The following is a 12,454-nucleotide window of genomic DNA, read 5'->3' as shown; positions in this document are numbered from 1 at the left end:
GCTTACTCGTCAAAAGTAAGCACTAAATTACTTTCTGTATAGGCTTGGCAAGGGAATATCCAACCTTGCTGTTGCTCTTTTTCGGTTAGCATAGGTTCGAGGTGATAGCTCACCTCGCCCGTTAGCTTTTTACACATGCACATGGCGCAAGCGCCAACTTGGCAACGGTGTGGGAAGCAAATATTGTTGTTGAGCGCAGCTTCCAGCACCGTCTCCCCTTCTTTTACTGGAAACGTAACGTCCATTGGTAGAAGGTGGACTTGATGACTCATAGAATACCTAACTGGTCCCAAATCTCATCGACTTTAGCCACAAGTTTAGGATCTTTTTTGATAGGCGTACCCCACTCGCGCGTGACTTCAGATTCGAACTTGTTGGTCGCATCCAGTCCTAATTTGGATGAACTCTCAGTCTTACCAAGCACTTGAATCGTGTCTCTATCTGGGTCCATTCGAGTTGTCACCGCCCAAATGATGTCATTCCAATCTCGTGCATTAACGTCATCGTCGCACAAAATGATGAATTTGTTATCCGTGTACTGAGCAAAGAAGCCCCATAGATATTCCATCAATTCTTGGGATTGACCAGCTTGGTCTTTCTTCATAGTTACGACAGCAAATTGGTTGTTTGCTGTAACTGGAAGATAGACGTCAACAATCTCAGGGCGTTGCTGTTTCAACTCATTAAGTTCTGCTTCGGTAATCGCTTTGCTGTCTCGCTCAGTGACCTCGGTTCGCGTCGCCAGCTCAGCATCCCATTTAATGGTCGCATCCAAGCCCATTTTGGAGCCAAGCCCAACCACTGGTGAAGCAAAGTCGAGCGAGTCGATTGGCGTGTTATCTATCATCAAGGTATCACGTACAGGGTCCATATGCTCTGACATGGCTTTAACGACATCATTCCAATCTCGCGCGTTTACCGATTCATCGCACACAATAACAAACTTGGTGTACATGAATTGACGTAAGAAAGACCACACACCCATCATTACGCGCTTGGCATGTCCTGGGTACTGCTTCTTCATGGTGACGACTGCCATTCGGTACGAACAACCTTCAGGCGGTAGATAGAAGTCTTCAATTTCTGGGAACTGCTTTTGCAGAATCGGCACAAAGACTTCGTTTAATGCCACACCCAATACAGCTGGCTCATCTGGCGGACGGCCTGTGTAGGTACTGTGGTAGATTGGGTCTTTACGCATGGTAATGTGCGTAATGGTAAACACGTGGTGCTTTTCTTTTTCATTATAGTAACCAGTGTGATCACCATATGGGCCTTCATCAGCAAACTCGTTTGGGTCGATATAGCCTTCCATGACGATTTCCGCGCTTGCTGGCACTTCCAAATCATTGCTGACTGACTTAACGACTTCCGTTTTGCTGCCACGCAGCAAACCTGCAAACGCGTATTCCGATAGCGTATCTGGCACTGGCGTTACTGCGCCAAGAATGGTTGCTGGGTCTGCACCAAACGCGACCGAAACTGGGAAAGGTTTACCTGGATTGGTTTCCATCCAATCGCGCAGGTCAAGCGCACCACCACGGTGAGCTAACCAACGCATGATTATTTTGTTCTTGGCAATTTTCTGCTGACGATAAATGCCTAGGTTCTGACGTTTCTTGTTTGGACCTTTGGTCACGGTTAAGCCCCACGTAAGCAGTGGTGCAACGTCTTCCGCCCAGCAACTCATTACCGGGATTTTGTCCAAGTCGACTTCATCACCTTGCCACACAGTCTCTTGGCACGATGCTTTTCTTAAGCGCTTGGCTGGCATGTTCAATACTTGCTTGAACACTGGCAATTTTTCCAATGCGTCTTTGAAGCCTTTTGGTGGCTCAGGTTCTTTCAAATAAGCCAGCAGCTTACCGACTTCTCTTAATTCTTTAACATCTTCACGTCCCATACCAATCGCGACACGCTCTGGTGTACCAAATAGGTTGGTCAAAACAGGTACGTCGTAGCCAATTGGGTTCTCAAACAACAGCGCAGGTCCACCAGCACGCAAGGTGCGGTCACTGATTTCTGTCATTTCGTAAGCGGGGTCGACGGGGTGAGCAATGCGTTTAAGTCGACCTTTCTGTTCTAGGTGGTCGATAAATTCGCGTAAATCCTTAAAACTCATAGGCCTTCATGACTGGCTGATTAAACTGTCCGCAGTATAACAAATAGGAGGACGCTAAGATCCTCCTATTTTGTGTGGGTATGTGAGCCAGATTACTTTAATACTTGCTCTATCTGCCGGGTCTTCACTTGATGGTTGTTAGAGACTAACTCTTCCAACCAGGTTTGATGCCCTTGCTGCGCCAGCTCTCGAGCGACCATGGTAGCTTCTTCCGATAGTGCCATTTTGCTCACTAGAAACTGTTTCACTTGCGGAGATAAAGGGTTGGATTTTGTGAGTAGACTAATGGCTTCTGGTTTGAGTGACGGATTGACGGTGGAGTTCATCAATTGCTGAATTGAAAAAACGTCCCCAACCGTAGCTAAACGCTCGAGTTCGGACTGGCTATTGTAATCCGCTCTCATCCGCCAGAGTAAGTTGTACACTTCCTCATCTTGACTTACTTGCGCTAATCTCACGATCACGGCTGTCGATGGTAGCCAACTGGTCACATTCGCTTTGGTTAACTGAGTGGTTAATGCGGCAAGCGCATGCGGTGATAAGCTGTCCAACTCTCGAATCAAAAGTGCTTCACGCGCCTGAGCTTGTTGAGATTGCCCTGTAAGCCATTGCTTTAAGTCGAGCTCTTTCCGCTCAGCTTGTAGTACAAAGTCCAAGGTACTTTGGTCTTGCTTCCAACGCTTAATCAAGCGGCTTGCAATGGCAGGAAAGTTAAAGGCAGGCACACTAAACTCATACCCGTCCCCTCGCTCTAGAACCTGATAAGTAGGAGTCATACGGATCTGAGACTCAACAAACAGAGCCATTCTAGGCGTGAGAATCACATCTTGCTTCTCAAGCTTTTCCAATAACCGAAAACGCACGACCTCTTGTTGAGGTAAAGCTAGTCGATCAAGGGCAAATTTAAGCGAGTCGACCTCATCCCTGACAACGTAATCAAGCAGTTCAGAGACTTTAGCCTGTATTTGAGTATCCTGAAGCCACTGTTCTACTACAGACTCCTGCATTTCCTTGGCAGATAACGTCGCGGGTAGTGTGATAAGTGACAAGCTCAGGAGTAATGACGACAACATTCCTTGTTGCATGTTAACCTCCCGATAACATTTCTCCTCATTCTGATGCTTCCATCGGGAGAAAGCAACAAAAAAGCCACCGTTAACGGTGGCTTTTTTAGAATAAGGACTCAGCTATTACTGACGACGCATCGCATCGAAGAACTCATCGTTGGTCTTCGTCATCGCTAGCTTATCAATGAGGAATTCCATCGCGTCGATTTCGCCCATTGGGTGAACGATCTTACGCAGAATCCACATTTTCTGTAGTTCATCAGTCTTCGTCAGTAGCTCTTCACGACGTGTACCTGAACGGTTGAAGTCAATCGCAGGGAATACACGCTTCTCAGCAATCTTACGGTTCAAGTGCAGTTCCATGTTACCTGTACCCTTGAACTCTTCGTAGATAACTTCATCCATCTTAGAACCAGTATCTACTAGTGCCGTTGCGATGATCGTTAGGCTACCGCCCTCTTCAACATTACGTGCTGCACCAAAGAAACGCTTAGGACGGTGTAGTGCGTTTGCATCCACACCACCTGTCAGTACTTTACCTGATGAAGGTACTACGGTGTTGTAAGCACGAGCGAGACGAGTGATAGAGTCAAGCAGGATAACCACGTCTTTCTTGTGTTCAACAAGACGTTTCGCTTTCTCGATTACCATTTCCGCTACTTGTACGTGACGAGATGCTGGCTCATCGAAAGTCGACGCGACTACTTCACCTTTAACTAGACGCTGCATCTCTGTTACTTCTTCTGGACGTTCGTCGATAAGAAGTACCATCAACTCACACTCTGGGTGGTTGTATGCGATGCTTTGAGCAATATTTTGCAGAAGCATTGTCTTACCCGCTTTTGGCGGAGCAACAATCAGACCACGTTGACCTTTACCGATAGGCGATGCCAAATCTAAAACACGTGCTGTGATGTCTTCTGTAGAACCGTTACCACGCTCCATTACCATGCGTTCATTTGCATGCAGAGGGGTAAGGTTTTCAAATAGGATCTTGTTACGAGCGTTGTCTGGTTTGTCGTCGTTAACGGTATTGACTTTTAGAAGGGCAAAGTAGCGTTCACCGTCTTTTGGTGGACGAATTTTACCAGCGATAGAGTCACCAGTACGTAGGTTAAAGCGACGAATCTGACTTGGTGATACGTAGATATCGTCCGGACCCGCAAGGTATGAACTATCTGCACTGCGTAGGAAACCAAAGCCGTCTTGCAGAATTTCCAGAACCCCATCGCCAAAGATGTCTTCGCCGCCTTTAGCGTGCGCTTTTAAAATCGCGAAGATGATGTCTTGTTTTCTTAAGCGAGCTAGGTTCTCTAATCCTAAGCTTTCGCCCAGTTTTACAAGGTCAGACACAGGTCTGTTCTTCAGTTCGGTAAGGTTCATGGTGGTGGATTCTTGTTTAGTCAAAATAAGATCTGTTTTCTAGTTAAGATGGATTTGGTCTCAGGATCGACCAAGAAGAGAAATTTGTTCAATTAACGCGCGATAAGTTAGCACTAATTAGTATTCTAGTCCAGAGTTAGAAAAACAAAACCGTGCGTTGTTACTTTGCACGGTTTTATCTGTAATCACTTGGTGATTATAAGTTTGCGTCCAAAAACTCTTTTAGTTGAGTTTTAGACAGAGCACCAACTTTCGTTGCCGCTACGTTGCCGTCTTTGAATAGCAGTAGCGTTGGAATGCCGCGAATACCAAACTTAGGTGGTGTACCTGCGTTATGGTCGATGTTTAGTTTACCGATAGTGAGTTTGCCTTCGTACTCGTCTGCGATTTCGTCCAGAATAGGAGCGATCATTTTACAAGGACCACACCATTCTGCCCAGAAATCCACTAGAACCGGGCCTGCAGCGTTGATTACATCGTTTTCAAAACCGTCATCAGTTAGCTGCAAAATCTTATCACTCATCTTCCACTCCAATGTGTTTTTCGAAACTGGTTGGATGATAACCAGTAATTAGATGCCCTATTGGAATGTATTTACTTTCGTATTGCAAGCTTTAGCTGATATTCTATAGCCATGAAAAAGACGCATATCACAGAGCAAAAGTTCGCCGATTTGGGCTTAAAGCCCCAAGTTATTGAAGGATTGGACAAAAAAGGGTTCGAATTTTGTACCCCTATCCAAGCCTTGGCGTTGCCGGTCCTGCTCACCGGCCAAGACATCGCAGGCCAGGCCCAAACGGGTACTGGTAAAACGCTCGCGTTTCTTACTGCTACATTCAACCACCTTCTGACGACACCGGAGCATGAAGGTCGTAAACCTACGCAGCCACGCGCAATCATTATGGCGCCAACACGTGAGCTTGCTATTCAGATTTACAATGATGCAGAAGCATTAACTGAGAGCACTGGTCTAAAAACCGCTTTGGCTTACGGTGGTGAAAGCTACGATAAGCAATTGAATAAGCTGCAAGATGGTGTCGATATTCTGATTGGTACGACAGGTCGTATCATCGATTTCTACAAACAGCGCGTATTCAACCTTAACAACATTCAAGCCGTTGTTCTGGATGAAGCCGACCGCATGTTCGATCTTGGCTTTATTAAAGACATTCGCTTCTTGTTCCGTCGTATGCCTGAACCAAAAGAGCGTTTGAACATGCTGTTCTCAGCGACGCTTTCTTACCGTGTTCAAGAACTGGCATTTGAGCACATGAACACTCCTGAGCATGTTGTGGTAGAGCCAGAACAGAAAACTGGTCACCGCATTCAGGAAGAACTTTTCTACCCTTCTAACGAAGATAAAATGGCCCTCCTTCAAACTTTGATTGAAGAAGAATGGCCAGATCGCGCCATCATTTTTGCGAACACGAAACACAAGTGTGAATCGGTTTGGGGTCACTTGGCTGCCGATGGACACCGTGTCGGTCTTCTTACTGGTGATGTACCGCAGAAGAAACGTGAAAAGATTCTTGAGCAATTCACCAAAGGTGATGTCGACATTCTTGTTGCAACTGACGTTGCTGCGCGTGGTCTGCACATTCCTCAAGTGACGCATGTTTTCAACTATGACCTTCCTGACGACTGTGAAGATTACGTTCACCGTATTGGCCGTACCGGTCGTGCTGGTGCAAGCGGTCACTCGATCAGTTTTGCGTGTGAAGAGTACGCAATTAACCTGCCTGCAATCGAAGAATACATTGAGCACACTATCCCAGTTTCAGAATACGATTCGTCAGCGCTGATCCAAGATCTGCCAGCGCCAATTCGTATGCGTGCGCCACGCAACCAACAGCGTCGTACGAATACTGGCGGTACTCGTTCAGGTTCAGGTAACCGCAAGCCGCAAGGACGTCGTCCGCGCCAACCGCGTCAATCGGCACCAAAACAATCGTAAAAGGAAACTGAGTTCGTTTATGAGTCAAGCAGGATCATCGCCGCTATACGCCGCCATCGACCTCGGGTCGAACAGTTTTCACATGCTCGTTGTGCGTCATATCGATGGCAGCGTTCAAACAATGGCTAAAATTAAGCGCAAGGTTCGTCTAGCAGCGGGCCTAGATGAACATAATTCTCTTAGTATGGAAGCTATGCAGCGAGGATGGGACTGCTTAAGTCTATTTGCGGAACGCTTGCAGGATATTCCTAAACAAAACATTCGTATTGTAGGCACAGCCACTTTACGTACCGCCACGAATGTAGATGTGTTTCTGGAGAAAGCGAACCAGATTCTTGGTCAACCAATCGACGTTATCTCCGGTGAAGAAGAAGCGGCCACTATCTATAAAGGTGTCGCACACACTTCTGGAGGCAGCGGTCGCCGTCTTGTGGTCGATATTGGTGGCGCAAGTACAGAACTCATCATCGGTGAAGGTTTCGAAGCCAAAGCACTGACCAGTTTAAAAATGGGTTGTGTGACTTGGCTGGAAAGCTTCTTTAAAGATCGCCAGTTGAATGCGCGTAACTTTGACGCAGCAATTGAAGGCGCGAAGCAGACAATCCAGCCAATTCTAGAGCGCTATACAGAAATCGGTTGGGATGTGTGCGTTGGCGCATCAGGCACCGTTCAGGCATTGCAAGAAATAATGCTAGCGCAAGGTATGGACGAAGTAATCACTCACTCCAAATTGAAACGCCTGCAGAAGCAAGCCATGTTAGCCGATCATTTAGAAGAGCTCGACATTGAAGGCTTAACACTTGAGCGTGCGTTAGTATTCCCTAGTGGCCTATCTATTTTGATTGCCGTTTTTGAATTACTGGAAATCGACGCGATGACACTCGCTGGCGGCGCACTACGTGAAGGCTTAGTCTACGAGATGGTTGAAGAGCTACGTCAAGAAGACATCCGTGCTCGCACAATTGCCAGCGTACAAAATCGTTATCAGCTCGATCACCAATACGGTGAACAAGTTGCGACACTGGCAAGCAAACTGTTGGAGCAAGCCGGCGGCGATGAGTGGATTACGGAACCTCAAGGCAAGATATTGCTTGAAACCGCCGCAAAGCTGCATGAAATCGGCTTAACGATCGATTTCAAAAAAGGCGGTGAGCACAGTGCTTACCTACTCCAGAATTTGGATTTACCTGGCTACACTCGCGCGCAGAAGTTCTTTATTGGTGAGATTGCCCGTCGTTATCGAGAACAACTCACCTCACTGCCTGAGCAACACGCGTTATCAGGCTCAAGTGCCAAGCGCGTACTGCGGTTGTTGCGCTTAGCGGTGTTGTTGACTCACCGTCGCAACCAAAACTTAGAGCCAAACGTCGTATTAACGGCTGAAGGTGACAACCTAACATTAAACATTGATGCACAGTGGCTAGCGGCCAACCCGTTGACCGCCGCTGAGCTAGAAATCGAATCCAACCGTCAAACTGATATCGGTTGGCCATTAACGATTACCTCTGATTAATGGTTGTTATCCCATGACAAAGGCTCCTTCTGGAGCCTTTTTAATACCCGTTATTATCCTATGTACAACTCATAGAGTTTTGAGACACCGATGATCTAAATACTCATTTCGCTGTACATTTGCTTTAGAAACAACAAAGCCGCTATCAAAAGCGGCTTTGTTGCTATTAACTGATGAAAACTATGCCGTCGTCGTAACTTTAAAGTTAGGGTTCACTGCCGTTAGCTTCTTAATTAAGTAATTCAGTAGTACGCCGTACATAGGCACAAACAGACCAAGACTAATCACTAACTTAAAGCCGTAGTCCACCAGCGCGATTTCCGTCCAATGTTCCGCCATAAATGGATCTGGACTTTGGTAGAACGCAATCGCGAAGAAGGCGATGGTATCCAGTGCATTACCAAAAAGCGTTGAACACGTTGGAGCCACCCACCACTGTTTCATTTGGCGTAGGCGGTTGAACACGTGCACATCCATAATCTGACCAAGCAGATACGCCATGAAGCTAGCAATCGCGATACGAGCAACGAATAAGTTAAATTCCCCTAAGTGACCAAAACCTTGGAACTGCCCTTCGAAGAACACCACCGATAAGAAGTAAGATACAGCCAAAGCAGGCAACATTACTAAGAAAATGATCTTACGCGCCAACTGAGCACCGAAAATACGTACGGTTAAATCCGTCGCAAGGAAAATAAATGGGAAGGTGAATGCACCCCAGGTGGTATGTAAGCCAAAGATAGTAAACGGTAGCTGAACTAGGTAATTGCTGGATGCAATAATGACTAGATGGAATAAAACCAGATAGATAAGGGCGTTGCGCTGCTGCGCAGGGGTAAAGTTACTCATGCGATACCTTTTTAGTTTGGTTTGGGGGCGAGGGAACCCAAATCGAGCGTTTTCTACAGAGAAAAGCACTCTTACCAACAATGTAAAAAATGACGATTAAACTAACTTAACTCATTCAGAGTAAAGCGGTGGGCGATTATACATTAACCAATTTTACTCACAAGCGGTGTTTTATACGCAAACGTTTCATCGCGAACATCACGTCAAAACCAAGGGCTTTGATGCAAAAATAAGAAAGGGTGTTTCATGTGAAACACCCTTTAAAGAATAGATAACTTGAATTTAGAAGCCGCGTTGGAACAATCCGGCTAAATAATCGAGCTCTTCCCTACTCTCTTCTATTGTTAGCGCTTCAAACCAAATCGCTTCGCTGTAGTGCTCCGCTTTCATAAATAAGCGGCAGCCTTCAAAATCGATCAACCAAGAGTGAATATCCGCATCCCACTGTTTTTCTACCACAGACGCAGATAATAATCCCACCAAACGCTCACCCAGTGCCGGAAAAGTATCGAGGTCGAAGCTTGGAGCGGTAATAATAAGACGTCCTTCTTCAACAATGTAATCAGCGAGACCAAATTCCTTGTGCATATGGATTCCTTATCCGTGGTGAGTAATGTGTTCTTGGATCAGATCCAAGAATGGATCGGCGTATTTTTCTAGTTTACGTTGACCAACGCCACTAACCGCTAACATTTCGCCGTATGACGTTGGCAGCATTTCTGCCATATCAATCAAGGTCGCATCACTGAATACCACGTATGGTGGCAAACCGTCTTCATCGGCGATCGACTTACGTAGCTTACGTAATTTGGCAAACAACTTCTTATCGTAGTTTTTGCTGGTCAGTTTATCCGACTTCGCGGCACGTGCTGCGGTATCTAAACGTGGAACTGCAAGTTCTAAAGACACATCACCACGTAGTAATGGACGTGCTTCTTCGGTTAATTGCAACGTCGAGTTACGAGTGATGTTTTGAAATAGCAGCCCTTTATGAATTAACTGGCGGAAGATACTCACCCAGTAATCATGGCTGTGATCACGACCAATGCCGTAAGTCGAAATTTTATCGTGGCCATGTTCGCGCACACGAATGTTTTGCATCCCACGCAGCACCTCAACCACATACGTCATACCAAAACTTTGGTTAACGCGGTAAACACACGACAACGCTTTGCGCGCTTCTTCGGTCGCATCAAAGTGTTTTGGTGGGTCCAGGCAGATATCGCAGTTACCACACGGCTTTTCGCGATACTCTCCAAAATAGTTGAGCAGTACCTGACGACGACAGGTTTGCGCTTCCGCAAAAGCACTCATCGCATTGAGTTTGTGGCTTTCTACCTGCTTCTGCGGTCCATCATCTTTTTCATCCAACATACGACGCAACCAACTGATGTCGGCTGGGTCATACAACATCATCGCCTCGGCAGGCAGGCCATCTCGCCCTGCTCGACCAGTTTCCTGATAATAGGACTCGATGTTACGTGGAATATCAAAATGCACAACAAAGCGCACGTTTGGCTTATTGATACCCATGCCGAATGCAACCGTCGCAACGACGATTTGAATGTCATCACGTTGAAAAGCTTCCTGAACGTAAGCTCGCTCTTCAGTATCCATCCCTGCATGATAACCAGCAGCGCGGATATGGTTGTTGCATAGCTTCTCGGTCACCATTTCAACTTTCTTACGACTGCCGCAATAAATAATGCCGCAGCTTCCCTTTTGGGTGGCTAGATAGCGAATGATTTGAGAAACCGGTTTGTGCTTTTCTACCAAGGTGTAACGAATGTTGGGACGATCAAAGCTTCCTAGATACACCTGAGGCTCATGTAAGCGTAAGCGTTCTAGAATATCACGACGCGTCGCATCATCGGCAGTGGCAGTGAGTGCCATAAAAGGTACATGTGAAAAGTGTTGCTTTAACTGACCTAAAGCCGCGTATTCTGGGCGAAAATCATGTCCCCACTGAGAGATACAATGTGCTTCATCCACGGCGATCATAGATAAGGGTAAGTTTTCTAAACGCTCAATAAAGTCACGCATTAACACGCGCTCTGGCGAAACATACACTAGCTTAAGCTGACCAGAGTGCATGCGATTATACACACTCAGTAGCTCTTCTCGATTCATGGTCGAGTTCACACACTCCGCAGCTACGCCATTGGCTTTCAGTTGATCAACTTGGTCTTTCATCAATGAAATCAGCGGTGAAATCACCAAGGTAATCCCTGAGCGCACTAACGCCGGAATTTGGTAACAGAGAGATTTACCGCCACCAGTCGGCATGATGACTAAGCTGTCTTTGCCTTCGATAGCGGCTTCAATAACTTCTTGCTGACCATCACGAAACGTCTGGTAACCGAAGACTTCCTCCAACACACGTTGAGGCGTTACAGGCGTATCTGATTGTTCGGCTAGCAAGGTTGAGGTCATGAATAATCTCAGATTGAGTGATCGTAGAAATGCTTTTGCATGCCCAGGCACACAAAGTGAGGGCACATTGTAATGGGGTTTCGTGGTGAATAAAACCGCAAATTGCTAGGTGTTTCGCATCACGACTCGTATACTGATTTTCTGCTCTATAAACACACAATTAGGTGACACCTCATGACACCAGAAGACGAACAACAACGCGCTCGGCAAGGTATCTTGCTGGCGATTGGTGCCTATACCATGTGGGGCATTGCGCCGATGTATTTTAAATCCATCGCACAAGTATCCCCTTTGGAAATTCTGAGCCACCGGGTGATTTGGTCTTTCTTTTTGCTTGCCGCACTCCTTCACTTTGGCCGTCACTGGCGCTCGGTTTACTACATCGCGAAAGACAAAACGAAGATCGCTTACCTGATCGCAAGTTCTGTATTAATTGGCGGAAACTGGCTGATTTTCATCTGGGCGGTCAATTCCAATCATATGCTTGACGCGAGCTTAGGCTATTACATCAACCCATTAATCAATGTCTTGCTCGGCATGGTCTTTTTGGGAGAGCGACTTCGTAAGTTGCAATGGTTTGCTGTCGTATTAGCGGGCTGTGGCGTACTGGTCCAATTGATTGTATTCGGCTCCGTGCCCGTTGTTGCGATGGCGTTAGCAATGAGTTTCGGCTTCTATGGCCTCTTAAGGAAGAAAGTCAGTGTCGATGCAAAAACAGGATTGTTTATCGAAACATTACTTCTTCTGCCTGTCGCCGCCGTGTATCTGCTGTTTATTGCAGAAACCCCAACGTCGAATATGCTCACTAACCCGTTAGCATTAAATAGCTTGTTGATTGCAGCAGGGGTGATTACCACACTGCCCCTACTTTGTTTTACGGGTGCGGCAACAAGACTCAAATTATCAACGTTGGGCTTTTTCCAGTACATCGGCCCAAGCTTGATGTTCTTACTGGCAGTACTGATGTATGGCGAACCCTTTACCATGGATAAAGCGATTACCTTTGCCTTTATTTGGGGAGCGCTAGTCGTATTTAGCTTTGATGGACTGCGCAACAACCGTCACTCACGCCGAATCGTTCAGCCACAGTGATCGTTTTTTACAAGACAAGTTAGAAATTGCCAGATAAGCTT

The 12,454-nt window shown here is 46.4% G+C and carries 11 protein-coding genes; 3 read left to right on the top strand and 8 right to left on the bottom strand.

Annotated elements, in window-relative coordinates; all coding sequences use genetic code 11:
* Positions 1-2: 2 nt before the first annotated feature.
* From ACZ5ZC_RS17545 to trxA, 5 genes are all read right to left on the bottom strand, one after another.
* Positions 3-272 carry a 2Fe-2S iron-sulfur cluster-binding protein gene (locus ACZ5ZC_RS17545; RefSeq protein WP_054868319.1) on the bottom strand — a complete coding sequence of 90 codons (270 nt, stop codon included), beginning with the start codon at positions 270-272 and terminating at the stop codon, positions 3-5.
* Positions 269-2,122: a 4-hydroxy-3-polyprenylbenzoate decarboxylase gene (ubiD, locus tag ACZ5ZC_RS17540; protein WP_464932162.1), complete on the bottom strand. Its 1,854-nt coding sequence runs from the start codon at positions 2,120-2,122 to the stop codon at positions 269-271. Before ubiD ends, ACZ5ZC_RS17545 begins: the two co-directional genes overlap by 4 nt.
* 92 nt (positions 2,123-2,214) lie before the next feature.
* On the bottom strand, positions 2,215-3,207 hold the full coding sequence (locus ACZ5ZC_RS17535) for a hypothetical protein (RefSeq protein ID WP_005398448.1): 993 nt from the start codon (positions 3,205-3,207) through the stop codon (positions 2,215-2,217).
* Between the two features lie 105 nt (positions 3,208-3,312).
* Positions 3,313-4,572 (bottom strand): transcription termination factor Rho, encoded by a 1,260-nt coding sequence (gene rho, locus ACZ5ZC_RS17530; protein ID WP_005378757.1) that lies wholly within the window; start codon positions 4,570-4,572, stop codon positions 3,313-3,315.
* 196 nt (positions 4,573-4,768) lie between these two features.
* Positions 4,769-5,095, bottom strand: a complete 327-nt coding sequence (gene trxA, locus ACZ5ZC_RS17525; RefSeq protein WP_004745500.1) for a thioredoxin TrxA — start codon at positions 5,093-5,095, stop codon at positions 4,769-4,771.
* Positions 5,096-5,206: 111 nt separating this feature from the next.
* Between trxA and rhlB the strand changes: the two genes are divergently transcribed.
* Positions 5,207-6,526: an ATP-dependent RNA helicase RhlB gene (rhlB, locus tag ACZ5ZC_RS17520; protein ID WP_005397003.1), complete on the top strand. Its 1,320-nt coding sequence runs from the start codon at positions 5,207-5,209 to the stop codon at positions 6,524-6,526.
* A gap of 19 nt (positions 6,527-6,545) precedes the next feature.
* On the top strand, positions 6,546-8,039 hold the full coding sequence (gene gppA / locus ACZ5ZC_RS17515; RefSeq protein WP_054868321.1) for a guanosine-5'-triphosphate,3'-diphosphate diphosphatase: 1,494 nt from the start codon (positions 6,546-6,548) through the stop codon (positions 8,037-8,039).
* A gap of 180 nt (positions 8,040-8,219) precedes the next feature.
* Here gppA and ACZ5ZC_RS17510 read toward each other — a convergent pair whose 3' ends face one another.
* From ACZ5ZC_RS17510 to recQ, 3 genes are all read right to left on the bottom strand, one after another.
* Positions 8,220-8,888: a 7-cyano-7-deazaguanine/7-aminomethyl-7-deazaguanine transporter gene (locus ACZ5ZC_RS17510; RefSeq protein WP_005397008.1), complete on the bottom strand. Its 669-nt coding sequence runs from the start codon at positions 8,886-8,888 to the stop codon at positions 8,220-8,222.
* A 282-nt stretch (positions 8,889-9,170) separates the two neighbouring features.
* Entirely contained in the window at positions 9,171-9,476 is a 306-nt protein-coding gene (locus tag ACZ5ZC_RS17505; protein ID WP_005397009.1) for a DUF3630 family protein, read from the bottom strand.
* A gap of 9 nt (positions 9,477-9,485) precedes the next feature.
* Entirely contained in the window at positions 9,486-11,321 is a 1,836-nt protein-coding gene (gene recQ / locus ACZ5ZC_RS17500; RefSeq protein WP_005397012.1) for an ATP-dependent DNA helicase RecQ, read from the bottom strand.
* Positions 11,322-11,495: 174 nt separating this feature from the next.
* Between recQ and rarD the strand changes: the two genes are divergently transcribed.
* Entirely contained in the window at positions 11,496-12,413 is a 918-nt protein-coding gene (rarD, locus tag ACZ5ZC_RS17495; protein ID WP_464932161.1) for an EamA family transporter RarD, read from the top strand.
* The last annotated feature ends 41 nt before the right edge of the window (positions 12,414-12,454 follow it).

This window comes from Vibrio sp. JCM 18905, from assembly GCF_055393305.1.
This window is presented reverse-complemented; position numbering and strand designations above follow the sequence as displayed.

What these genes read in the sequence shown, in the direction of transcription:
- ACZ5ZC_RS17545 (WP_054868319.1), bottom strand. Translation starts at nt 272, where the DNA reads ATGAGTCATCAAGTCCACCTTCTACCAATGGACGTTACGTTTCCAGTA.
- ubiD (WP_464932162.1), bottom strand. Translation starts at nt 2,122, where the DNA reads ATGAGTTTTAAGGATTTACGCGAATTTATCGACCACCTAGAACAGAAA.
- ACZ5ZC_RS17535 (WP_005398448.1), bottom strand. Translation starts at nt 3,207, where the DNA reads ATGCAACAAGGAATGTTGTCGTCATTACTCCTGAGCTTGTCACTTATC.
- rho (WP_005378757.1), bottom strand. Translation starts at nt 4,572, where the DNA reads ATGAACCTTACCGAACTGAAGAACAGACCTGTGTCTGACCTTGTAAAA.
- trxA (WP_004745500.1), bottom strand. Translation starts at nt 5,095, where the DNA reads ATGAGTGATAAGATTTTGCAGCTAACTGATGACGGTTTTGAAAACGAT.
- rhlB (WP_005397003.1), top strand. Translation starts at nt 5,207, where the DNA reads ATGAAAAAGACGCATATCACAGAGCAAAAGTTCGCCGATTTGGGCTTA.
- gppA (WP_054868321.1), top strand. Translation starts at nt 6,546, where the DNA reads ATGAGTCAAGCAGGATCATCGCCGCTATACGCCGCCATCGACCTCGGG.
- ACZ5ZC_RS17510 (WP_005397008.1), bottom strand. Translation starts at nt 8,888, where the DNA reads ATGAGTAACTTTACCCCTGCGCAGCAGCGCAACGCCCTTATCTATCTG.
- ACZ5ZC_RS17505 (WP_005397009.1), bottom strand. Translation starts at nt 9,476, where the DNA reads ATGCACAAGGAATTTGGTCTCGCTGATTACATTGTTGAAGAAGGACGT.
- recQ (WP_005397012.1), bottom strand. Translation starts at nt 11,321, where the DNA reads ATGACCTCAACCTTGCTAGCCGAACAATCAGATACGCCTGTAACGCCT.
- rarD (WP_464932161.1), top strand. Translation starts at nt 11,496, where the DNA reads ATGACACCAGAAGACGAACAACAACGCGCTCGGCAAGGTATCTTGCTG.